Origin of the sequence: Blautia sp. RTP21359st1_E11_RTP21359_211015 (assembly GCF_040910705.1) — a bacterium.
Classification (GTDB): Bacteria; Bacillota; Clostridia; order Lachnospirales; family Lachnospiraceae; genus Blautia_A; species Blautia_A fusiformis.
On sequence record NZ_JBDGAB010000058.1, the window covers coordinates 1 to 23209 of the forward strand.

Below are 23209 nucleotides of genomic sequence, written 5' to 3' on the forward strand. Positions count from 1 at the left end.
GGGGATTGGTCAAATGGTATGATAGGGGTCTCCAAAACCTTTGGTGGGAGTTCGATTCTCTCATCCCCTGCTATTAGTAACGCTGAAAAGTCTTGTAGATCAGGATTTTTCAGCGTTTTTTAATTTTCTATATTGTTGTTTATGAGATGCTTTGAAAAAGGTATCTTTTTTTATTAATTTGTCGTCTACCAGGAGACCAATTAGGTAATATATAGAAATAAAATATAAATACACAGAAATAGTAAACCAGGATTGCATAGAGTTTCATTCTTTTAAATGATAAAATATAGGCATAATCATAAAAATATAGGAGATATATGATGAGTTTGGAAAATGCCTTTATAGAACAGCTGGCTCAATATATAGAAATAAATTATAAGGAATATTTACCAGTAACAGATGAAAATATACTTTACGAAAAATATGCACCCTTCGTAGATATTCCTGAACGAAAAGAACTGACCAGAGATCAGTCCATGGATCTGCAGCATCTTTTGGACGAAGCGGGAGATTCTTTTCATGAAAAGCTTTTTGAATTGATAGATAAGAGTGGGATGTCAGATGTTGAAGTATATAAAAGAGCATGTATTGACAGAAGATTATTTTCGAAGATTAGAAGTAATCCAGCTTATCATCCCGGAAAGAGTACAGTGCTGGCACTTGTATTTGCATTAAAGTTGGATATAAAAGCAGCAAGAGATCTTTTAGCCAGGGCGGAATATGCACTTTCTCCACCTAACAAAGGCGATCTGATCATAAAATATTTTATTGAGCATCAGGTGTACGATCTTATGGCATTAAATTTCACCTTAGAAGAATATGGGCAGCCAATACTTGGAGAATAACTGGTAAGATCCGGAAAGGAGATAATTAATATGTCATCACTTACAAAACAGGAAAGAACAGCAAAAATTGGAGAAATCGTGGAAAAAGTCACACAGATGACAGATGAACAGCTGGGAAATATTCATGAATATACATCGGATGAATTCGAAGAACCAAACCATGAAGTGGAGGCATTAAATGCAGTGATTCGATTGAGTCGAAAATATGGAAAAAATAAAGATGAGGTCAGATAACAGATGGGAAAGTTTTACTCATTATTAACTTCAGTTGGAATATATGAACAAAATTTGAGCCTTCCATCCTATGAGATGGATCTTAAATTAATGGAAAATGCATTAATAGAAGGTCTAAGGCTTTCGAAGGATACAATAAGAACTCTAGGGAGTTCTGGAATTGTAAAGATGAGAAGTTTTGTGCGTGCATTGATGGAATTTTCCAGTATGATTGAGGAAGAGGATGGATTTATTTTGTATTTTTCCGGTCATGGCTGCAATGGAGATCTGTGCTTTTCAGATGGAATGATCAATATTCAGAGCATCATTGATTTCGTAGAAAAGTTAAAATCAAAAAATAAAATTATTATTTTGGATTGCTGTTATTCTGGTAAATTTTATGTTTCCGGAGCCAAACAAATGAAATTGGAGGAAGCGATCACTACTTTTGCAGGAAACGGAACGGTTGTTCTTGCTTCTTCATCATCTAATGAGAGTTCATGGCTCGGACCCGGGAAGAACCACAGTTTGTATACAGGAATGTTAACAACAGCAATGACTGTTAATCGAAGAATCCATAAAGGAAAAATTTCTATTTTTGATATCCATGAGGAAGTATTAGCTATTGCAAAAGCATGGAATAAAAACAACCCTAATAAGATGCAGCATCCAATATATCGAGGGAGAATCGGTGGTACCATATACTTTGAGGTGGAGAAATATACTTCGTATGAGACTTTACAAGTGTATCTGAAAGCAGAAAATTATACAATAAGAAATGTAGAGCCATTATCTTCAAGGAAAGAAAAACGTTTGGCAGTATTTGTAATGATATCGGAGAAATATTGTGCAGAAAAGCAATTAGCATTAATAACGAAAGAGATTGTATCCTATGTCCGAAATTTAAATGTATTTTCTACGGCAGTTTCAGAAACAAAATTTAAAAATATGTCAGCCAGGGCTGTATGGTGTTATTTTGGACATGATGAGAGTGATATGGTCAATCATAGATATTTTGCCAGAAGTATATGGGCCTGCGACAGAAGTGGGAAAAAGAAATATTATTCAGAACAGAAAAATTCTTCAATAATAAGAGGTATATGGGTAACTACAGATTCTTTTTATGAATCCGTGCGCAGACTTCAGCAATCGGAACTTACCAGAGAGGAGTTCGAGTCCGGAATTCAGAAAACGTTATGCCAGACTACATCTTTGGCAGAACGATATATTGCAGATATCAGAGAAATTGATAATCAGACAAAAACAATTTCAGAAATTCGTGAAACATACAGAGAATGGATCCGACAGGTATATGAGGAATATTTTAAAATGACGGAAATTCCCACAGTACCAGATGATCTGCATGATCGTTTCAACATAGTGGAAGATCTGGCAGGCTGTGTATTGGATATGGCACTTTTGCTGAATAAAGATGAAGAATATACAGATGGAAACCAGTGGCTGATAAAGAATAACATTCGAAAGTATTATGAAGGACTGGAAAAGCTGAAAATAATTGACGAAAAAGGTAGATAAAGTCTGAATTAACGCCAAATATGCAAATTAGACAATAATTAATTGCTTTTTATGTATAAAAATCGTATAATCTGATTAAGAAAATTGTTGAATTCTGATAAAAACCACACATAGTTTAATACAGCAAAGCAAGAAGTTTACATAACATAAAATCGACAGAACTGAGGTGAAATTTCGTAGTAAATATAATATCGGTGTGATGAAAACATTACTTTCTTTACAAAAATGAGAGAGTAATGTTTTTTTATTAAGAATTCAAAGGAAGAGATTTACTGGAGGGAAAGAATGAAGACAATTAGAAGAAAAACAGGTATAGGATGGGAAGCATTGTTTCTGGGATTTAGTAAAGATCCACGAAGAAGGAACAAAAAAACGCAGCGAAGCCCAGGCAGAGCTTGCCAAGATTGAGGATGAACTGAAGCAGGCGTTACTGCAGGATGGGCAGAAGGTGTGATGGGAGGCTTTTTAAATGTATGCAGAACTTAAAGTGGAATTTGATTCAAACGAAATTAATTTTCAACAGTCATCAAACTTGCAGGGAGTACTGATGGAGAATATTTCATCAGAATATGCGGAAAAGCTACATGGAAATCAGTTAAATCCATATAGTCAATGCATTTTAAAAGAAGAAGGAAAAACTATCTGGTATCTTAAAACATTAAATACGGAAGCCTACGAAATGCTTTTGCTTCCAATGACAAAGCTTGATACGATTACGTTACGAAAAAAGAATAAAACAGTAAATTTATTAAATAAAACAGTAAGGATCAAAGAAGATAAAGAACTGATAAAAGAATTCTATGAAAATAAATGTTCCAGATATTTGGAATTAAGTTTTAAAACGCCCACATCATTTAAACGAGATGGAAAATATGTAATATATCCAGATTTAAGTTTAATATATGGAAGCCTTATGAGAAAGTTCAGTGCTGCATCGGAAGAGTTTAATATGTATGATGAAGATACATTAGAAGAACTTGTGACACAAAGTGAGATTGTAAGATATCGCTTACAGACAATACCGTTTCCATTGGAAAAAACGAACATTACAGGATTTATAGGAAATATTTGTATCCATATCAAGGGTCCGGAAACAATGGCAAGGTATGTAAGGATGCTGGCAAAATTTGGAGAGTTTTCCGGTGTTGGAATAAAGACAGGAATGGGAATGGGTGCAATGAAATATATCAGGAGGAATGAAGATGACTGATGAAAAAATTAAACTGATTATAGGAAGTCTGCTTCATGATATTGGAAAAGTAGTATACAGAGAGGGGGATGATCGTAGAAATCACAGTATTTCCGGTTATGATTTTTTAAAGGAAAATGGTGGTATTGATGATAAAGAAATTTTAAATTGTGTAAGATATCATCATATATCTGCTTTGAAGGGGGCAAAACTGCAGGAAAATGATCTGGCGTATATTGTGTATCTTGCAGATAATATTGCAGCTTTTGCAGACAGGAGAAAGAAAGAGGGCGAAGATGTTTCCGGATTTGATCTGTCAGTTCCTTTGCAGAGTATTTTCAATATATTAAATGAAAATGATCAGGAATATTATTATCTTCCGGGGGACATGGAAGATAAAGGGAATGTTAATTATCCAACTCCTGAAAAAAGAAGTTTTTCAAAAGAATTTTATATGAAGATCCGACAGAGAGTGCTGGATAATTTCAAAGGAATGGATTGGAATGACGAATATCTGAATTCATTGTTAGCGGTGATGGAAGCAAATCTTACTTATGTACCATCTTCTACTTCAAAGGGAGAACTAAGTGATATTTCACTGTTTGATCATGTAAAGCTTACAGCTGCTATCGCCAGTTGCATGTATGACTATTTAAATGAAAACCATTTGAAATATAAAGAAGAGCTTCTGGATAAAAAGGATTTTTATGATAAAAAAGCTTTTTTATTATGTTCAATGGATATTTCAGGTATTCAGAAATTTATTTATACGATCACGTCCAAAAATGCATTAAGAACTTTACGTGCAAGATCTTTTTATCTTGAAATCATGATGGAACATATCATTGATCTGCTGCTTGATAAGCTGGAGCTGTCCAGAGCGAATCTGTTATATTCAGGCGGAGGGCACTGTTATCTGCTTCTGGCTAACACAAAAAAGACAGTTGACAGGATAAATGAATTTCAAAAGGAATTAAAAGAATGGCTCCTGGAACAGTTTCAGATTGAATTGTATGTTGCTTTTGGTTATGTGGCATGTACTGGAAATGCTTTTCGTAATATTCCGGAGGGTAGTTATGGACAGTTATTCCGGGAGATGAGCAAAATGCTTTCAGAACAGAAACAACATAGATATTGTGCACAGGATATTATTAAGTTAAACCATAAAAAACTCAGGGATTATTCCAGAGAATGTAGGGTTTGTAAAAGAATCGGGCGGGTAGATGATGAAGGTGTTTGCCCATTATGCAGGAAAATAGAAAGCTTGTCCAAGAATGTTCTGTATAGTGAGTTCTTTTCAGTGGTCCTGGGAAATTCAGAAGAAAAAGAGGGCATGCCATTACCAGGAGGATGTTACCTTGTGGCAGATACAAAAGAATCATTAAGCAGACGAATGGAAAAGGATGATCATTTTGTGCGCGCTTATTCCAAGAATAAAATGTATACCGGAAAACATATCGCGACTAAATTATGGGTGGGAGATTATACTACAGGAGATACATTTGAGGAATTTGCAAAGAAATCAAAGGGAATTAACAGAATTGGAGTTTTACGTGCTGATGTAGATAACCTTGGACAGGCTATTGTATCCGGTTTCCAGAGTAAAAGAAATGGAGACAGATATGTGACTTTGTCGAGAACTGCGGCATTATCCAGACAGTTATCTATTTTCTTTAAATATTACATTCGATTTTTGTTAAAAAACGGTGAATATTCGCTGGAAGGAAATGAAGGTATAAAGGAACGTCAGGCCACGATCGTATATTCTGGTGGAGATGATGTATTTATTGTCGGTGCATGGAATGATGTAATAGAGCTTTCTGTAGATCTGCAAAAAATGTTCCGAAAATACACACAGGGAACATTAAGCATTTCTGCAGGTATTGGTATTTATGAAGATTCATATCCTATTGCAGCTATCGCGCAGGAGACGGGAGCTATGGAGTCTGAATCGAAAAGAATGCCAGGAAAAAATGCAGTAACCATCATGGAAGATGGGGAGAGACATCTGGTGGAAGAAGGTGAAGAGGAAAAAGAAATCAGTGACGGTACATATTCCTGGGAAGAATTTGATCAAGAAGTGATTCAGGAAAAATATAGAGCATTGAGTGAGTTCTTTGAGGATTTAGAAGACAGAGGTATGGCATTTTTATACCGAATGTTGGAACTTGTACGTGGACATGAGGAAAAAATTAATTTTGCAAGAATGATGTATCTGCTTTCCAGACTGGAACCATCAGAAGAAGGACCGAAAAAAGAAAAATACAGACAGCTATCAAAAAAGATGTATGAGTGGATCCAATCAGACCAGGATTGCAGACAGTTGAAAACAGCAATTAATCTTTATGCTTATATGAATCGGAAAGGAGAGGGTAAAGATGAGGATTAATGATAATAATTGTGTGGATAAAGCAGAAAATGTTATAAAGAAATTGGTGGAAGATTCAAAACAAAAATATAGAGGAAAAATCAATATTGTTACAACCTCTAAGATTAGAAATCTGTTAGCTATGAATGCAGATATTTACAATCAGGTTCTTACAAAATCTTCAGAAAAACTGGATGATGAGATTTGTGGAAGAATTGAGTATCTTCGAGTGCGTTTTATGTATGAATGTGGGCGAGAACCTAAAGTAAAGGAATTTGTGCAGCAGGCAGAAATTTTAGAGATACTCAAGGAGATCAAACAGAGTAAAAAAAATTATCTGTTATTCAGCAGATATATGGAGGCACTGATCGCGTTTCATAAATATTATGGTGGAAAAGAACAGTAAGGGGGAAAGAATATGTACGCAAAAATTCAGATTTCAGGAGATATTTTAGTAAAGACAGGTATGCATATAGGTGGAAGCGGAGCCTTTGCTGCAATAGGAGCAGTAGATTCACCTGTTGTGAAAGATGTGAAAACAAATCTTCCTATGATACCAGGTAGTTCCTTAAAGGGAAAAATGAGAAGTCTTCTTGCCAAAGAATTCAATGAGCAGATAACAGAACCGAAAGGTGATCATGAGCGTATCAGCAGATTATTTGGATCTTCAGAAAAAAATAAGATCAAAAGAAGCAGGCTTTTGTTTTCTGATATGGTATTAGCAAATGAACAGGAATTAAGAGAAGCAGGACTTCAGAGTATGACGGAAGTTAAATTTGAAAATTCTATTTCAAGACTTACTGCAGTAGCGAATCCGCGTCAGATTGAGAGAGTGGTCAGAGGGTCAGTTTTTGAATTGGATCTGATCTATGAAATGGAAAATGAGCAGGAATTTATAGAAGATATGCAAACTCTGGCAGAGGGAATGAAATTATTACAGTACGATTATCTGGGAGGAAGTGGATCTCGTGGTTATGGTAAGATTCAGTTCAACAATGTGCATGCAGAGGGCGTGATCGGTAATGTCGATAATATATTAATTGATAAATGTAATGAAATTCTCAAGGAAGTCGTAAACGCATAATGGAGGAGAGAGACTTTGGAGTATAAATTGTATTGTTTGGAATTTCTGACAGGAGTTCATTTCGGAAGTAAAAATCTGGACAGTACTGAGATCACCTTTCATGCAGATACATTATTTGCTGCATTGTTTCAGGAAGCATTAAAGATGGAAAAGCAGAAAGAATTTTTGAATGCTGTTTCAGAAGGTAGGATAGTATTATCAGATGCATTTCCATACATAGGGAAAAATTATTATATTCCTAAACCAATGATCTCTGTTCGTGTGGATGATGATGAGAAACAAGGAAATTCCAGACAGAAAAAAATGTTTAAGAATTTAAAGTATATTCCGGTAAACACAGTGGAAGCTTTTATAAATGGAACGTTTCCGGAAGAACATATGGAAGATATGCAGTATCTTGGAACTAATGGAATGAAGGTTTCAGTAGGGATCCGTGGAATGGAAGAGCCTCAGCCATATCGTGTAAGTACATATCATTTTACAGATGGCTCCGGTTTATATATAATAGCCGGAATGGAATCAGAAAAGGATCAGGAATGTTTGGACGAGTTATTTGAAAGCCTCCAGTATACAGGATTAGGTGGCAAAAAAAGTTCTGGGATGGGAAGATTTAAATGTAGGGTTTGTGATATTCCGAGAGAAATAAAAGAACAGTTGACCAAAAAAGCGTCGATGCATTTACTCTTATCAACAGCACTTCCCGAAGATGAAGAACTTGAAGATATTTTGAAAGGAGCAACATATAGTTTGCTCAAAAGAAGTGGATTTATAGATTCTCAAACATATGCCGCTCAGCAAATGCGAAAAAGTGATATTTATGTTTTTTCTGCGGGTTCCTGTTTTGTAAATACTTTTAAAGGAAAAGTCATAGAAGAAAGAAATGGTGGAACTCATCCAATATTCCGTTATGCAAAAGCTTTTTTCATGGGGGTATAAAAATGGGACAGAAATTAAAAACATATCAGATACAGTTGACTGTGAAAGGTCCGGTATTCATAGGTGATGGGAATCAAATACAAAAGAAAGAATATGTTTTTCTGAACAGGAATACAATTGGAGTTGTGGATGCTGTGAAGCTGTATTTTCTGGCACAAAAATTGCATATACAGAATGATCTTGAGCGTTTTATGGTTGAAGATACACGTGAGGATTTAAAACATTGGAGTATCAGAAACCATGTTTCGCTTACAGATCTGAAAAGGTGTATGAAATATACAGAAAATGTAGGAGACCGCTCCGAAGAAAAAGGCAGATTGCAGATCATGACATGCGTGACAGATCCTTATGGAAATCCGTATATACCGGGAAGTTCGTTAAAAGGAATGCTTAGAACGATTTTACTTAGCAAGGATATTGATCAAGATCAGATAAAGTATAAAAGGGATCAGAGTCAGATCAGGAGTGAATTGAGTACCGGGAGAAAAAATCGTAAAATTTTGAACCGAAATATTGGAATAATTGAAAAAAAGGCTTTTTGTACATTAAAGCATACGGATAAAGAAGATGTGGAATTTGACAATATGTCTGGTATTATCGTAGGCGATAGTGAACCTTTGAGTAGAGAAGATATTGTTTTATGTCAGAAGTGGGAACAACATGTAGATGGATCATATAAAACATTAAATCTTCTGAGAGAGTGTATTAAACCTGGAACTGTGATAAAAAGCTCATTGACAATAGATGAAACAGAATGTAATCTAAAAATTGAGGATATTTTGGATGCAGTAAAATTGTTTTATGAGCAGTATTATCAGATGTTCCAGAGTAAATTTCCGAGATGTGACAGAGGTAAACCTAATACAGTATTTCTTGGTGGTGGAAGTGGTTTTGTTTCAAAAACGGTTGTTTATCCTATGTTTGGCGAAAAAGAAGGTATTGAAATAACAAAAGATATCTTTGACAGAACAGGTGTGCCACAAAATCATAAGCACTATAAAGATACAAGAATGAGGGTTTCACCACATATCTTGAAATGTACCCGCTATCAGGGAAAAGAATATATGATGGGACAATGTGAAATTGATATTTCTTAATAAAAGAGAATATCTGTTTGGATTTTGCCGCGCATGGCTTAAATACTGAGTTTGCTGCCGATTTAAGCAAATGCATTTTATTTATTTTTCCAAAAATATTTTTCCCACGCAATCCCGACCATGAGCCCAGACTGGTGGCGGGATTGCAGGGATGGTATTGAGAAATGTAGTTCCCCGACAGGGGACGGAAACAATACTTTTGTATCGTATGTTTCACCGACTTTTATTGAGAAATGTAGTTCCCCGACAGGGGACGGAAACTTTAAACGGGTTTTTGATGATGTTTCACCCTTGTATTGAGAAATGTAGTTCCCCGACAGGGGACGGAAACTATATTGTGATCATTCTGGAGGGTGGCACAAAACAATTGAGAAATGTAGTTCCCCGACAGGGGACGGAAACTCCGTATGTTTCATTAAACTTAAAGTAATCTGCACCATATTGAGAAATGTAGTTCCCCGACAGGGGACGGAAACTATACCTCCGTTTATTTTAAGTGGTGTTTATTTCTTATTGAGAAATGTAGTTCCCCGACAGGGGACGGAAACAACTATCTGGCTTTGCATGGAACCAGCATCGATCCAATTGAGAAATGTAGTTCCCCGACAGGGGACGGAAACCTTATCTTTGCTAATGTAAGTATTCCCATTTTCAATTGAGAAATGTAGTTCCCCGACAGGGGACGGAAACTTAGATCGCTTTGGGGCGTTGGACAAGCGGCTAAGTTATTGAGAAATGTAGTTCCCCGACAGGGGACGGAAACGCTTATATTTATAATAATACAATTCATGTATATCTGATTGAGAAATGTAGTTCCCCGACAGGGGACGGAAACCCTGTCCCAACTTTCCCATAGGGGAAAGAACGAAAAATTGAGAAATGTAGTTCCCCGACAGGGGACGGAAACAAAGAATGATCAATACAGGAATTTTAGGCATTATTGAGAAATGTAGTTCCCCGACAGGGGACGGAAACTATTTTCACATCATAACAATAATGTTTTCCGTATTATTGAGAAATGTAGTTCCCCGACAGGGGACGGAAACCATTTTTACGTCCTCCTGATAGGAATTTTAGGTATGAAAAAATTGAGAAATGTAGTTCCCCGACAGGGGACGGAAACATTTGAAAACTCTTTTTTGAAAGTGTCCATAATATTGAGAAATGTAGTTCCCCGACAGGGGACGGAAACAGGCAGAAAGCTTTGCTACTTAATACATCAACCGCCCATTGAGAAATGTAGTTCCCCGACAGGGGACGGAAACTCGTACTCGTATATCTTTTCATCGATTATCACGATTGAGAAATGTAGTTCCCCGACAGGGGACGGAAACGTGTTATCCTCCTGATTTTATTCAAATTTACAAGTAGATTGAGAAATGTAGTTCCCCGACAGGGGACGGAAACATCTTTTACCGTTTTCATCAGTTGCAACCCAACGATTGAGAAATGTAGTTCCCCGACAGGGGACGGAAACCAACCAGCCATTTTGATTAAATCGTATTTAGCTTTCAATTGAGAAATGTAGTTCCCCGACAGGGGACGGAAACCTTATTATTCCGAACGTATGGACATGATTCGTAAAATTGAGAAATGTAGTTCCCCGACAGGGGACGGAAACAAGAATCTACTTCAACGACTACAAAAGAAGAACTGATTGAGAAATGTAGTTCCCCGACAGGGGACGGAAACTCTGTGCCATCCATCTACAATCACAGCTTGCGGAATTGAGAAATGTAGTTCCCCGACAGGGGACGGAAACGATTTAATGATAGTATACTGTTTCTTTGCCATAATTATTGAGAAATGTAGTTCCCCGACAGGGGACGGAAACAGCATGTCCATGTGGCGAAGCACTGTGGCATTTGACACATTGAGAAATGTAGTTCCCCGACAGGGGACGGAAACATTTAGAAAAGTTTTTACAATCGTTATGTATTTCGTTATTGAGAAATGTAGTTCCCCGACAGGGGACGGAAACAGTAAAGCAAGAAAGCTTTACTAAGAACTATATATGTATTGAGAAATGTAGTTCCCCGACAGGGGACGGAAACTCTTCCACGGGCAATTCTGTCAAGATCCATAAATACTGATTGAGAAATGTAGTTCCCCGACAGGGGACGGAAACCCAAAATTATCATTAATGAACGTTTTAATTGCATTGAGAAATGTAGTTCCCCGACAGGGGACGGAAACGTAAAATGCGCATCTGATGCAGTCATGTGGACTGATTATTGAGAAATGTAGTTCCCCGACAGGAGACTGAAACACAAGTTATTTCTTATTACATTATTTATTATAATTGAGAAATGTAGTTCCCCGACAGGGGACGGAAACTGCTTCCCTCCATGCTTTCTTGAGACCAGAGGAAATATTGAGAAATGTAGTTCCCCAACAGGGGACGGAAACTATTAATCCAAGTTCCAAAAACAAAGCTATCATCCCAAATTGAGAAATGTAGTTCCCCGACAGGGGACGGAAACCCAAGTTCGATTCTGGCTAACCTTGTACGGTCGATTCATTGAGAAATGTAGTTCCCCGACAGGGGACAGAAATATCTATCCATTTATTCGAGCACAGAACAATAAACTTTATTGATAACATGTAATATACGGAGGTGGAAAATGGGATTTTTGTATGTGAATGAAAATGGAGCGACTATCGGAGTTGAAGCAAATCAGTGTACTGTGAATTATAAGGACGGTATGAAACGTCTTATTCCAATTGAATCTTTAGATGGAATTACAATCATGGGGCGTTCACAAATGACAACTCAGTGTGCGGAAGAATGTATGAGCAGAGGGATTCCGGTAAGCTATTTTTCGAAGGGCGGGAAATATTTTGGCCGGTTGATTTCAACAGGACATGTTAATGTGTCAAGACAGAGAAAACAAAGTGCTCTTTATGATACAGAATTTGCTGCAACACTTGCTATGAAGATTCTTTGTGCAAAGATTAAAAATCAAAGTGTAGTATTACGTCGATATGAAAAAAGCAGAGGGATTAACCTGGAAGAAGAGCAAAAAATGCTGACAATCTGTAAAAATAAGATCATGACTTGTAATAGAATTGAGGAAATGATCGGTTTTGAAGGACAGGCGGCTAAATATTATTTTAAAGGACTGGCAGCCTGCATTGATAAAGAGTTTTCTTTTCAGGGAAGAAGTCGTAGACCACCACGAGATGAATTTAATTCTATGATCAGTTTAGGCTATTCAATATTAATGAATGAAGTGTATTGTAAAATAGAAATGAAAGGCTTAAATCCTTATTTCGGTTTTATTCACAGGGATGCAGAAAAACATCCAACATTGGCAAGTGATATGATGGAAGAGTGGCGAGCAGTAATTGTAGATGCAACCGCAATGAGCATGATCAATGGACATGAAATACAAAAAGAACATTTTAATTTCAGCATGGATGAGCCAGGATGTTATCTGACGAGAGATGGTCTGAAAATATATCTGAATAAGCTGGAGCGTAAATTCCAGACAGAAGTGCGATATTTAAAATATGTGGATTATGCAGTAAGCTTTCGAAGAGGCATTTTTTTGCAAATGGAACATCTGGCAAAAGCAATAGAAGAAGGGAATGCAAATCTTTATGAGCCAATTACCATTCGATGATGAAGACTATTATTTTCAGATATCAGAAGAGTTGGAATCAGATAAGGAATTTATTCTGATCATTTATGATATTGTAGAGAACAAAAAAAGAGTAAAATTTGCCAAACTTTTATCTGGTTATGGAATAAGGGTGCAAAAATCGGCGTTTGAAGCAATGTTGACAAAACAACGATACAATAAATTGATTGAGGAAATTCCTCATTATATCGATAAATGTGAAGACAGCGTCAGGATATATAAGGTGTCAGGAAGAGAAAAAGTCATTTCCTGGGGAGAGGTGCCAGAATTTGATGAAGAAATTATCTTAATATAAGTTCTAATGAAAAATAAAAAAAGGGAGTATAAAAAATGGGAAAAAAATATTTATTTTCGCCAATTGGAAACACAGACCCGATAAAGTATTTATATGATGGTTCAATGCTTCATATATGCAGATATTATGAACCAGATGTTGTATATCTGTATTTATCCAAAGAAATGGCAGAGAACCATAAAAAAGATAATAGATATGTAGAAACCCTGAATCTGTTAGGGGACTTTTTGAATCACAAATTTGAAGTACATATAATTGAAAATCCTGATATGGTAGAGGTTCAACAGTATGATGTGTTTTATGATGAATTCCGGAAAATTATTTCAGAAATTGAAGAACAAAAAGAGAAAGAAGATCAGTTATTAGTTAATATGGCATCCGGAACACCTGGTATGAAAAGTGCACTGCTTATTATGGCAACGTTGGCGGAATACAGATTTTTGCCAATACAGGTGTCTACTCCACAGAAGAAAAGTAATCTGGAACATGAAGAAAGAGACGAATATGATGTTAAAGCGAACTGGGAACTGAATGAAGATAATGAGGAAAGTGCAGAAAACAGATGCCAGGAAGTGAAGTGTCTGAATCTGATGCGGCTACTGAAAATCGATATGATAAAAAAGCACTTATTATCTTATGATTATCATGCAGCGCTGGCAGTTGGTAAGGAAATCAAGGATGAATTAAATCCTGTGGCATGGAAGTGGTTACAGTCAGCAGATGCGAGAGCAGTTTTGGACTGGGAGAGAATGAACAGGGTTTTACCAGAAAATAATGGAATTATTTCAGCAGTGAGACAAGAAAATAAAAAGAAAATCTTGTTTGAATATCTGTTGGCTTTAGATTTAAAAGTAAAACGTGGAGAGTATGCAGATTTTATCAGAGGAATTACTCCATTAATCATTGATCTGCTGGAAATGGTCCTTGAGCAATTTTGCGAAATTAATGTTACACAGTATTATAAGAAAAAAGAAAGAAAATGGGATAGATATAAATTAGATGGCACAGAAGTATTGGGTATTATGAATGAAAAGTTTTATCCATTTAGATATGGGATAGTATATTCAAGCCATTTGCAACCAATTATTGAGAAAAAATGTAAAGATGATTTATTAAAACAGAGAACTAAAGGTCTGGTAGAAATTGAGCAGAATGTCAGAAATATTGCAGCTCATAATATTGTGTCAGCTACACCTGAGTGGGTTAAAGAACAAGCTGGCAGGAGTGTAGAAGATATTTTGTGGCTGCTGAAATATATTTGCGAACAGGTAAAAATAAATACCAGAAAAGAAAATTGGGATTCGTATGATTATATGAATAAGAGAATTATTGAAGAATTGGATAGATGAGTATGCTATTTCCCTTTTATGGGAAAATGAATTGCTGCTGGATGAGGTAAAGAAATTACAAATGAAATAACATTCTTAGAATTATGTAAACAAAACCAGGGGATTGCCACCAGGCAATCCCCTGAAATATTTCATATGAAATTATAAAATTATTTCGCTTCAGCTTCAGCGCCTTCAGCGTCCTCATCCTCTTCCGGAGCTGCCTCATATTCACCGATATGAACAACAACTGCATCCTCAGGAGTGATGAAGTGGACGTGTTTGCCTTCCGGGATCGGGAGGTCTTTTACATGGATATCACGGACGTCTGCAGGATAGCCGTTGAAGTCGATGACGATGGTGTCAAGAAGGTTGGACGGATCTGCTTTGTAGTGGATCTCTTCCATCTCCTGCTCAACGATACCCTGAACCATGTCGGTGTGCTCCAGTTTAACAGCGACTGTTGTGGAAACCTTCTCACCGGCTACCAGTGCCTGGAAATCCAGAGCCATCAGCTGTTTTTCAATTGGATTATAGTCAATATTTTTTACCAGGGCATCAACTTTTTCGCCTTCGATGTCCAAGTAAACCTGTGTACCTTCTTTATTTGCTTTAATGAATTTGGCTGCCTCGGCACCGTTAAACTGAAGTGCTACAGGCTCTTTCATTTCTTTTCCACTAAGAATTCCTGTGACGTAACCCTCACGTCTTAATTTTTTAGCTTTTACATTCGGGTTTCTTTTCTCTGCTTTCAATGTGATCATGTCAAATTCCTCCTCCTGATGCATGGATTCCGGTAATGTTGCTGTTCGCGCTGTTCGCAGTAACACGAATTCTGCATTTCTTTTCTGACTGGGATTATTATAGCACTTCTCGGACGAGGTGGCTAACAAAAAGTTAGAAAATTTAAGAATAATATTTTGTATTGTTTAACTTATGTACAAAACTTCAAGGGTAAAATTAGACAAAAACAAAGTATATATTTGAGATTTTACAGAAAAAATTAAAACAACATAAAAAATTGCACAAATCAAGTGATCATAAAAGCCTGAAAGTTGGCATTTATCTGGAAGAGAGGCAAGTATTAAATATGAATATTCTATTTTTATTTGATTCAGATATGCGAGGAGACGGGAAATATCCATATTGCTGACATATTGGAGAGAGCTGTTGTGATCAATGTAATAAAAATTGGAAGATATGATGCAGGACAGAGATGACGGCGAAAGAAGGTGGCAACATAACACGATGGGTATTTTACTCTGGAGAAAGAATTTAACGGAATTGCATATAATTTCTGAAACAATTTAACATACAATTCACAAAGCTTTATCTCAATCACGATATCTGAACAGCCGGAAAAATCCTATACTACAAACTATGTGAGCGAGAGAAGAGAAAGGAGATAAATAATGTCAGAAATTGCACTTAGAAATGTATGTAAGCAATTTGATTCGGAGCATTACGGTGTGAAGGATTTTAATCTTGATATACATGATAAAGAGTTTGTGATCTTTGTAGGTCCGTCCGGATGTGGAAAATCCACCACTTTGCGTATCATCGCAGGCTTGGAGGAGATCACAGACGGTGAGCTGTGGATCGACGGTGAGCTTTCCAATTATCTGGAACCGAAGGAGAGGGGAATGTCCATGGTGTTCCAGAACTATGCCTTATATCCGAACATGACGGTTTACGGAAATATGGCATACGCCCTGAAGATCCGTAAGCTTCCGAAGGATGAGATCGACAGAAAGGTCCATGAGGTGGCAAAGATCCTGGAGATCGACCAGCTTCTTGACCGGAGGCCGGCGGCTCTTTCCGGCGGTCAGAAACAGCGAGTTGCCATTGGAAGTGCAATTATCCGGAAGCCGAAAGCCTTTCTCATGGATGAGCCCCTTTCCAACCTGGATGCAAAGCTCCGTGCTCAGATGCGTGTGGAGCTTGTGAAATTACATAAACAGCTGGACACCACCATTATTTATGTAACGCACGACCAGACAGAGGCCATGACTCTTGGGACTAAGATCGTGGTCATGAAGGATGGTCTGATCCAGCAGGTGGGAGCGCCTCAGAGTATTTATGACAATCCGGTAAATCTTTTCGTGGCAGGCTTCCTTGGTTCTCCGTCCATGAACTTTTTCCGGTGTACGGTAAAAGCAGAAGAAAATAATCGCACGGCCCTTCTTCTGGATGATGCCAAAACTGTGAAAAAGGTTTATCTGGACGGAACCAGAGGAAAACAGATCGCAGACAGATATAACGGCAGACACGTGATCCTTGGAATCCGTCCGGAGGATATCTACGAGTTTGATGAGGCGAAAAAGCTTGGTATTGAAAATGAAAGCGTAGATGTAGATGAGCCTGTAGTAAACCGGGAGATGCTGGGAGCGGAAGTGATCCTCTATTTTGATGAGCAGGGCAAAACCCTGGCAGTCCGCTTAAGTCCGGAAAATCAGACACAGGTAGGGGAGAAGGTTTCTCTGTATTTTGATATGGAGAAGGCCCATGTGTTTGATCCGGAGACAGAAGAAAATATTTTTGTGTCATGAATTTATGTCACGGAAGAGCTTGAGTACAGGCAGATCAGCCTGTAGATAGAATCTGATTATGCAAGGAGGAGAAATAGTTATGGAAAATAACAGCAAAAGCAAGATCACACCGTACTTATATCTGGTGCCTTGTATGCTTATTTTTGGAATTTTTCTGTTTTATCCGTTTGTGAAAACAATTTATTTAAGTCTTTACAAGACTAACAAGATGGGACAGGCAAAGCTGTACGTTGGTCTGGGAAACTATAAAGAACTGCTTCAGTCAGCATCCTTTATCAACAGTCTGAAGGTAACGCTGATCTTTGTGCTGATCGTTGTGGTCGGCGGCATGCTTCTTGGTCTGATCGCAGCAGTGCTTTGTAACAAGGCGTTTCCGGGAATCCGGGTGTTCAGTACATCCTATGCTCTGCCAATGGCTATCGCATCCAGCTCTGCAGCAATGATCTTCCAGATCATGCTCCACCCGGCAGTAGGTATTGTGAACAAGCTTACCGGCCTGGATATCAACTGGCTGAACGATCCGAACACGGCTCTGATCTGCGTAGCCATTCTTACTGCGTGGCTGAACAGCGGGATCAATTTTCTGTATTTTTCCGCAGGACTCGGGAATATTGATGAGACCATTTATGAGAGAGCTTCTGTGGATGGAGCCAGCAGTGTGCAGCAGTTTTTCAGCCTGACGCTTCCGGGACTTTCCCCGATCATGTTTTACACACTGGTGGTAAATATCATACAGGCCTTTCAGTCCTTTGGACAGATCAAGATCCTGACAGAGGGTGGTCCTAATGAGTCTACCAATGTTATTGTTTATTCCATTTACAGGGATGCGTTTTTTAACTACCGCTTCGGAAGTGCGGCAGCCCAGTCTGTTATCCTGTTTGTGATCATCATGATCATCACACTGATCATGTTCCGTATTGAGAAGAAGGGAGTGAATTACTGATGAGCCAGATGGAAAATATGGCAGTCCCGGCAGTGGGAAACATGTCAAAAGAGGAGCTTCTGGAGCTGAAAAAAGCTATGAATGCAAAGGCTCTTGCAAAGAGAAGGACAAGAACAGCGCTCCGTGTTACGGCAAATGTGGTGTTTGCAGTTCTGATCCTGCTTCCATTGCTTTATGCCATCAGTATTGCACTGATGCCTTCCAGTGAACTGTTTACTACAGAGTTGAATCTCTTTCCCAAGAATCCGACCTTTTCCAACTTTATCAATGCATTCCGCACCGTTCCACTTCTCCGATTCATATTGAATTCCTTTATCATGGCGGGATGCATTACCATCGGACAGATCATTACCTGTTCTCTTGCTGCTTTTGCGTTTTCTTTCCTGGAATTCAAAGGAAAAGGTATTCTCTTCATGGTTGTGATGGCAACCATGATGGTTCCGGGAGAGGCAACGATCATTTCCAACTACCTGACGGTATCAAGCTGGGGAATGCTGGATACTTATCAGGTACTGATCGTGCCTTACCTTACATCCGCAATGGGAATTTTCCTGTTCCGTCAGTTTTACATGACTTTCCCGATCTCACTGTATGAATCGGCAAAGCTTGACGGCTGCAGCAATCTGAAATTTATCGTAAGGATCCTGCTTCCGCTGACAAAATCCGCTATTGGCGCTATGGCAGTGTATACCTTTATCAACGCATGGAATATGTACATGTGGCCGCTGCTTGTAACAGGCTCCAACAATATGCGAACCGTTCAGATCGGTATCAGTATGCTGGATAGTGTGGATTCACAGTCCATCACCCTGATGATCGCAGGCGTTGTTATGATCATCATTCCGTCCATTTCCATTTTTATCGTTGGACAGAAACAGCTGATCAGAGGAATGTTCTCGGGTGCAGTCAAGGGCTGATATCGGAGCAGGCAGCAACCCTGCAGCATCCTGCTGTAAGGGGAAAAATAATGCAAAAAGATACTGCAAAGTCGTAAGACGGGCAGTTCATCTTATATAAAAAAATGAAAAAAGAGAAAATTTTTCAAGAGGAGAAAAAAGTTATGAAGAAAAAAATCATCGCAGCTTTCCTTACCACAGCAATGACTATCGGTTCTCTTTCCGGAGTAACTGTATTCGCCGCAGATGCCGGCACAGATGAAAAAGTGGAAATGGCAGATGCTTCCGATGTAGATGGAACTACCATTACCTTCTGGCATTCCATGGGTGGTGTCAATGGTGAGGCGATCGATACACTGGTAAAAAAATTCAACGATGAGAATGAATACGGAATTACGGTAGATGCTCAGTATCAGGGGGAATATGATGATTCCCTGAACAAGCTGAAAAGTGCACAGATCGGAAACATGGGTGCGGATCTTGTACAGGTATATGAGATCGGAACAAGATTCATGATCGATTCCGGATGGATCGTGCCTATGCAGCAGATGATCGACGCAGATAGCTACGATGTATCTGAGATCGAGCCGAACCTGGCTGCATACTACACCATCGACAATGAGCTGTACTCCATGCCGTTCAACTCTTCCACACCGATCATGTATTACAACAAGGACATGTTTGATAAAGCAGGCATCACAGAAATTCCGGACAGCCTGGAGGGCATCGGTGAGATCGGACAGGATCTTCTGGACAAAGGCGGCGCAGGCGAGGTAATGTCTCTTGGAATCTACGGATGGTTCTTCGAGCAGTTTATCGGAAAGCAGGTCCTTGAGTATGCAAACAACGGAAACGGACGTAAAGAGGCTGCTACAGCTGTTGCTTTTGACGAGAATGATGCTGCAAAGAATATCCTTACAGCATGGAAGGATCTTAACGACAAGGGCTTCGCACCGGTCGTAGGAAAAGGCGGCGATGCTGGTCTGGCAGATTTCTCAGCAGGAAAATCTGCGATCACTCTTGGCTCCACAGCTTCCCTGAAACAGATCCTTCAGGATGTAAACGGAAAATTTGAGGTTGGTACTGCATACTTCCCGAAGATCAAATCCAGTGACGAGGGCGGTGTTTCCATCGGTGGTGCATCTCTTTGGGCACTGAACAACAATGATCCGAAAAAGCTTCGTGCAACATGGGAGTTCGTAAAATTCCTGATCTCTCCGGAGTCTCAGGCTTACTGGAACGCACAGACCGGATATTTCCCTGTAACTGTAAAGGCTCAGGAAGAGCAGGTATTTAAGGCTAATGTTGCAAAATATCCGCAGTTCCAGACAGCGATCGACCAGCTCCATGATTCTTCTGCCGACTATGTAGGCGCTCTGTTAAGTGTATTCCCGGAGGCAAGAGCTACCGTGGAATCCGAGATTGAGAGCATGCTCAACGGAAAAGAGGATGTGGATACAGCTGTGAAAAACATGGCAGATTCCATCAACAAATCCATCGAAGAGTATAACCTGGTGAATGAATAATTCGAAAAGGCGTGGAAACTGAAAAAGAAAAATAAATATATACAGCCAAAAATCCCCGGGTAAGCTCCTGGGGATTTTTGCTATAGTCACGGAAAAAAACATCCTGACAGGAAAATATCAGGAGAAAAATCAGAGGAATCTCTGGACGTAAGAGTATATATTGGCTATAATGATGAAGTTAATATCTACTCCTCAGGAAGGAAGAAAAATCTGTGAATAGAAGTAAAAGAGAAGATTATAAGAGATTTGTGGTATTTTGTCTGGCAAGTCTGATCGTGATCGCACAGGCAGCGATCTTTGCTTATGTATGGTATGATTTTTACAGTGACCTGATCCTGAAGCCATTCTGGAGAAAAGGTAACTGGGTAATGATCCTGATCTATGCGCTGATCTATCTGATGTTTGCCAAGCTTTACGGAGGTCTGAAGGTAGGCTATCTGAAGCGTATCGATGTATTTTATTCATTGACGCTGGCAACGATCTGTACCAATGTTGTGACGTATTTTCAGATCACACTGATCAACAGATGGTTTATGTCGGCCAGACCGGTGATCGAAATGACCGGAGTCCAGCTTGTTGTGACGGTACTGTGGATCTGGGGCTCCAGGTATATTTACTCCAGACTGTACGGAGCCAGAAGGCTGCTGGTGATCTACGGAGACCGTGATCCCGGTGATGTGATCCACAAGATGAACACCCGAAAGGATAAATACGATATCAGCGGTAAGGTTCATATCCGTGAGGGCGAAGAGAAGATCCATGCCATGATGGAAGATTATGAAGGCGTGATCATCTGGGATCTTCCGTCCCAGATCCGAAACAGGTATCTGAAATACTGTTTTTCTCATTCCATCCGTTGCTATATGAGCCCGAAGATTTCCGATATCATCCTGCTTGGAACAGACAGGATCCATCTGTTTGATACGCCGCTTCTGATGTGCAGGAATCAGGGACTTTCCATGGAGCAGCGTGCAGCCAAGAGAGTTCTGGATATCATTGTTTCCGGACTTGGGATCATCGTATCCTCACCCATCATGCTGATCATTGCCATTGCGGTGAAGGCTTATGACGGCGGTCCGGTATTTTATCTCCAGGATCGTCTTACCTATCAGGGAAAGGAATTCCGCATCCGGAAATTCCGAAGCATGTGTGTGGATTCCGAGAAGAACGGAGCACGTCTTGCGTCCAAGCACGATTCCCGTATCACACCGGTAGGACATGTTCTGCGTAACCTGCATCTGGATGAGCTTCCCCAGCTGTTTAACGTGTTTATGGGTGATATGTCTCTGGTAGGTCCACGGCCGGAACGAGATGTGATCATGCAGGAATATGAGCAGGAAATCCCGGAATTCCACTATCGTCTTAAGGTAAAAGCCGGACTGACCGGTTATGCTCAGGTATATGGCAAATATAACACCACACCGTATGATAAGCTGAAGCTGGATCTGTTTTATATTGAAAATTATTCATTCCTTCTGGATATCAAGCTTCTGTTTATGACTGTAAAGATCTTTTTCCAGAAAGAAGTTTCCGAGGGCGTGGATGATAATCAGAAGAACGCTCTTAAGGATTCCGAAGACAAAAAATAAGTAACGAAACGAAATGCGTGTCAGGCTGCGGCAGATCATCCTGACGCGCATTTTGTGGATAGAGAGGACGGAGGTTGTTTTTATGGAAAAGCCGTTGGTTTCCGTAGTGATGCCCGTATATAACGGGGAAAGATATATTGGAAAAGCGATCGAATCAGCACTGGGACAGGAGGTTCCGGTAGAAGTGCTGGTCATTGATGACTGTTCTGCAGACGGCACAGAACTTGCTGTAATGAAATATATGGACAGCGGAAAGATCCGTTATATCCAAAATGAACAGAATATGGGGGCTGCCCGTTCCAGAAACCGGGGCGTAAAGGAAGCCCGGGGAAAATATATCGCATTTCTGGATGCGGATGACTGGTGGGAAAAGGGCAAGCTGAAAGCCCAGACAGAGGTTATGGAACAGACCGGCTGTGCGATCTGCTCCACCGGAAGAGAACTGATGACGCCGGATGGGCGCACTACCGGCAAATATATTCCGGTAAAGGAACGGATCACATACAGGGAGCTTCTGAAGCATAACAGCATCAACTGTTCTTCCGTATTGCTGCGCAGAGAAGATGCACTTGCGTTTCCAATGGAACATGATGACAGCCATGAAGATTACATTACCTGGCTCCGGATCCTGAGAAAGGGAGGATTTGCAGCAGGGATCAACAGACCTTACCTGAAATACCGGCTCAGTGAAGGGGGAAAATCCAGAAATAAGCTGAAGTCTGCGGCAATGACTTATCAGGTGTATCGGTATGTGGGATATGGTCCGCTGAAGAGTCTGTTTTTCTTTGTTTCCTATGCGCTCCACGGGATATGGAAATACCGTTGAAAAATTCTGGAAGAGGTGAATAATTCTGACATATATTAATTCTTTATTTCCAAATTCATAAATATATGTTATTATTTATTCATACTTTTATCAAATATTACAAGGTGGAAACAAATGAAACAGAGAACGGATAGCCAGGGAGTTCCGTATTCTTACCTGGTCGATAACATTAAAGTAGTACTGATCTTTCTTGTCGTATTTAATCATCTGATCGCATTTCAGCTGGTCAAGGTGGACATGGTGGTGCGTTATGTATGGTATGGGATCACCATTTTTCACATGCCTGCTTTTATTTTTATATCTGGATATCTTTCCAAGAAGCCACAGGATGTACTGAAGAATGTG

20 protein-coding genes, 1 tRNA gene and 1 CRISPR repeat array are annotated in these 23209 nt (G+C 39.3%); of the genes, 20 read left to right on the forward strand and 1 reads right to left on the reverse strand.

The features are described 5' to 3' along the window. The 13 genes from AB5026_RS15680 to AB5026_RS15740 all read left to right on the forward strand — a co-directional run bounded on the left by AB5026_RS15680 (nt 1) and on the right by AB5026_RS15740 (nt 14556). Nucleotides 1–70, forward strand: a tRNA-Trp gene (locus AB5026_RS15680). 247 nt (nt 71–317) lie between these two features. After that, nucleotides 318–845 (forward strand): hypothetical protein, encoded by a 528-nt coding sequence (locus tag AB5026_RS15685; protein WP_021651205.1) that lies wholly within the window; start codon nt 318–320, stop codon nt 843–845. A gap of 30 nt (nt 846–875) precedes the next feature. After that, nucleotides 876–1079 (forward strand): hypothetical protein, encoded by a 204-nt coding sequence (locus tag AB5026_RS15690; RefSeq protein ID WP_368213789.1) that lies wholly within the window; start codon nt 876–878, stop codon nt 1077–1079. A gap of 3 nt (nt 1080–1082) precedes the next feature. Continuing rightward, a complete protein-coding gene (locus AB5026_RS15695) occupies nt 1083–2594 on the forward strand; it encodes a caspase family protein (protein ID WP_021651203.1) in 1512 nt (503 codons plus the stop codon). A gap of 469 nt (nt 2595–3063) precedes the next feature. Continuing rightward, nucleotides 3064–3804 carry a CRISPR-associated endoribonuclease Cas6 gene (gene cas6 / locus AB5026_RS15700; protein ID WP_021651201.1) on the forward strand — a complete coding sequence of 247 codons (741 nt, stop codon included), beginning with the start codon at nt 3064–3066 and terminating at the stop codon, nt 3802–3804. Continuing rightward, nucleotides 3797–6172, forward strand: a complete 2376-nt coding sequence (gene cas10 / locus AB5026_RS15705) for a type III-A CRISPR-associated protein Cas10/Csm1 (RefSeq protein WP_368213790.1) — start codon at nt 3797–3799, stop codon at nt 6170–6172. The genes cas6 and cas10 overlap by 8 nt, the downstream gene beginning before the upstream one ends. Next, nucleotides 6162–6557 (forward strand): type III-A CRISPR-associated protein Csm2, encoded by a 396-nt coding sequence (csm2, locus tag AB5026_RS15710; RefSeq protein ID WP_021651199.1) that lies wholly within the window; start codon nt 6162–6164, stop codon nt 6555–6557. The genes cas10 and csm2 overlap by 11 nt, the downstream gene beginning before the upstream one ends. A gap of 12 nt (nt 6558–6569) precedes the next feature. Beyond that, nucleotides 6570–7235, forward strand: a complete 666-nt coding sequence (gene csm3, locus AB5026_RS15715; RefSeq protein ID WP_173741156.1) for a type III-A CRISPR-associated RAMP protein Csm3 — start codon at nt 6570–6572, stop codon at nt 7233–7235. A gap of 36 nt (nt 7236–7271) precedes the next feature. Then, on the forward strand, nt 7272–8171 hold the full coding sequence (csm4, locus tag AB5026_RS15720; RefSeq protein WP_368213792.1) for a type III-A CRISPR-associated RAMP protein Csm4: 900 nt from the start codon (nt 7272–7274) through the stop codon (nt 8169–8171). Nucleotides 8172–8173: 2 nt separating this feature from the next. Further along, nucleotides 8174–9268 (forward strand): type III-A CRISPR-associated RAMP protein Csm5, encoded by a 1095-nt coding sequence (gene csm5, locus AB5026_RS15725; protein WP_173741155.1) that lies wholly within the window; start codon nt 8174–8176, stop codon nt 9266–9268. Nucleotides 9269–9424: 156 nt separating this feature from the next. Beyond that, nucleotides 9425–11824: a CRISPR direct-repeat array (repeat unit 36 nt; unit sequence ATTGAGAAATGTAGTTCCCCGACAGGGGACGGAAAC). Nucleotides 11825–11892: 68 nt separating this feature from the next. Continuing rightward, nucleotides 11893–12894, forward strand: a complete 1002-nt coding sequence (cas1, locus tag AB5026_RS15730; protein WP_161209947.1) for a CRISPR-associated endonuclease Cas1 — start codon at nt 11893–11895, stop codon at nt 12892–12894. Beyond that, the gene (cas2, locus tag AB5026_RS15735) at nt 12872–13207 is read left to right on the forward strand and encodes a CRISPR-associated endonuclease Cas2 (RefSeq protein WP_021651247.1); all 336 of its coding nucleotides are present in this window, start codon (nt 12872–12874) and stop codon (nt 13205–13207) included. The genes cas1 and cas2 overlap by 23 nt, the downstream gene beginning before the upstream one ends. Before the next feature lie 35 nt (nt 13208–13242). After that, nucleotides 13243–14556, forward strand: a complete 1314-nt coding sequence (locus AB5026_RS15740; protein WP_161209945.1) for a CRISPR-associated protein Csm6 — start codon at nt 13243–13245, stop codon at nt 14554–14556. A gap of 149 nt (nt 14557–14705) precedes the next feature. Here the strand turns inward: AB5026_RS15740 and AB5026_RS15745 are convergent, their stop codons facing one another. Continuing rightward, nucleotides 14706–15299, reverse strand: a complete 594-nt coding sequence (locus AB5026_RS15745) for a 50S ribosomal protein L25 (RefSeq protein WP_161209943.1) — start codon at nt 15297–15299, stop codon at nt 14706–14708. 648 nt (nt 15300–15947) lie between these two features. On the opposite strand from AB5026_RS15745, the gene AB5026_RS15750 reads away from it, so the two are divergent. From AB5026_RS15750 to AB5026_RS15780, 7 genes are all read left to right on the forward strand, one after another. Next, a complete protein-coding gene (locus AB5026_RS15750) occupies nt 15948–17084 on the forward strand; it encodes an ABC transporter ATP-binding protein (RefSeq protein WP_021651250.1) in 1137 nt (378 codons plus the stop codon). A 79-nt stretch (nt 17085–17163) separates the two neighbouring features. Beyond that, nucleotides 17164–18027 (forward strand): carbohydrate ABC transporter permease, encoded by an 864-nt coding sequence (locus tag AB5026_RS15755; protein WP_015525321.1) that lies wholly within the window; start codon nt 17164–17166, stop codon nt 18025–18027. After that, nucleotides 18027–18944, forward strand: a complete 918-nt coding sequence (locus AB5026_RS15760; RefSeq protein WP_022427089.1) for a carbohydrate ABC transporter permease — start codon at nt 18027–18029, stop codon at nt 18942–18944. Before AB5026_RS15755 ends, AB5026_RS15760 begins: the two co-directional genes overlap by 1 nt. A 143-nt stretch (nt 18945–19087) precedes the next feature. Beyond that, nucleotides 19088–20449: an ABC transporter substrate-binding protein gene (locus AB5026_RS15765; protein WP_368213795.1), complete on the forward strand. Its 1362-nt coding sequence runs from the start codon at nt 19088–19090 to the stop codon at nt 20447–20449. Between the two features lie 212 nt (nt 20450–20661). Next, the gene (locus AB5026_RS15770) at nt 20662–22038 is read left to right on the forward strand and encodes a sugar transferase (RefSeq protein ID WP_022427091.1); all 1377 of its coding nucleotides are present in this window, start codon (nt 20662–20664) and stop codon (nt 22036–22038) included. 82 nt (nt 22039–22120) lie between these two features. Next, the gene (locus tag AB5026_RS15775; protein WP_059086347.1) at nt 22121–22864 is read left to right on the forward strand and encodes a glycosyltransferase family 2 protein; all 744 of its coding nucleotides are present in this window, start codon (nt 22121–22123) and stop codon (nt 22862–22864) included. A gap of 114 nt (nt 22865–22978) precedes the next feature. After that, on the forward strand, nt 22979–23209 hold a 231-nt coding region (locus tag AB5026_RS15780; protein ID WP_368213797.1), incomplete at its 3' end, for an acyltransferase family protein.

What these genes read in the sequence shown, in the direction of transcription:
- AB5026_RS15695 (WP_021651203.1), top strand. Translation starts at nt 1,083, where the DNA reads ATGGGAAAGTTTTACTCATTATTAACTTCAGTTGGAATATATGAACAA.
- AB5026_RS15740 (WP_161209945.1), top strand. Translation starts at nt 13,243, where the DNA reads ATGGGAAAAAAATATTTATTTTCGCCAATTGGAAACACAGACCCGATA.
- csm2 (WP_021651199.1), top strand. Translation starts at nt 6,162, where the DNA reads ATGAGGATTAATGATAATAATTGTGTGGATAAAGCAGAAAATGTTATA.
- cas6 (WP_021651201.1), top strand. Translation starts at nt 3,064, where the DNA reads ATGTATGCAGAACTTAAAGTGGAATTTGATTCAAACGAAATTAATTTT.
- cas1 (WP_161209947.1), top strand. Translation starts at nt 11,893, where the DNA reads ATGGGATTTTTGTATGTGAATGAAAATGGAGCGACTATCGGAGTTGAA.
- AB5026_RS15775 (WP_059086347.1), top strand. Translation starts at nt 22,121, where the DNA reads ATGGAAAAGCCGTTGGTTTCCGTAGTGATGCCCGTATATAACGGGGAA.
- cas2 (WP_021651247.1), top strand. Translation starts at nt 12,872, where the DNA reads ATGAGCCAATTACCATTCGATGATGAAGACTATTATTTTCAGATATCA.
- AB5026_RS15745 (WP_161209943.1), bottom strand. Translation starts at nt 15,299, where the DNA reads ATGATCACATTGAAAGCAGAGAAAAGAAACCCGAATGTAAAAGCTAAA.
- AB5026_RS15690 (WP_368213789.1), top strand. Translation starts at nt 876, where the DNA reads ATGTCATCACTTACAAAACAGGAAAGAACAGCAAAAATTGGAGAAATC.
- csm3 (WP_173741156.1), top strand. Translation starts at nt 6,570, where the DNA reads ATGTACGCAAAAATTCAGATTTCAGGAGATATTTTAGTAAAGACAGGT.
- AB5026_RS15765 (WP_368213795.1), top strand. Translation starts at nt 19,088, where the DNA reads ATGAAGAAAAAAATCATCGCAGCTTTCCTTACCACAGCAATGACTATC.
- cas10 (WP_368213790.1), top strand. Translation starts at nt 3,797, where the DNA reads ATGACTGATGAAAAAATTAAACTGATTATAGGAAGTCTGCTTCATGAT.
- AB5026_RS15755 (WP_015525321.1), top strand. Translation starts at nt 17,164, where the DNA reads ATGGAAAATAACAGCAAAAGCAAGATCACACCGTACTTATATCTGGTG.
- csm5 (WP_173741155.1), top strand. Translation starts at nt 8,174, where the DNA reads ATGGGACAGAAATTAAAAACATATCAGATACAGTTGACTGTGAAAGGT.
- AB5026_RS15685 (WP_021651205.1), top strand. Translation starts at nt 318, where the DNA reads ATGATGAGTTTGGAAAATGCCTTTATAGAACAGCTGGCTCAATATATA.
- AB5026_RS15760 (WP_022427089.1), top strand. Translation starts at nt 18,027, where the DNA reads ATGAGCCAGATGGAAAATATGGCAGTCCCGGCAGTGGGAAACATGTCA.
- AB5026_RS15750 (WP_021651250.1), top strand. Translation starts at nt 15,948, where the DNA reads ATGTCAGAAATTGCACTTAGAAATGTATGTAAGCAATTTGATTCGGAG.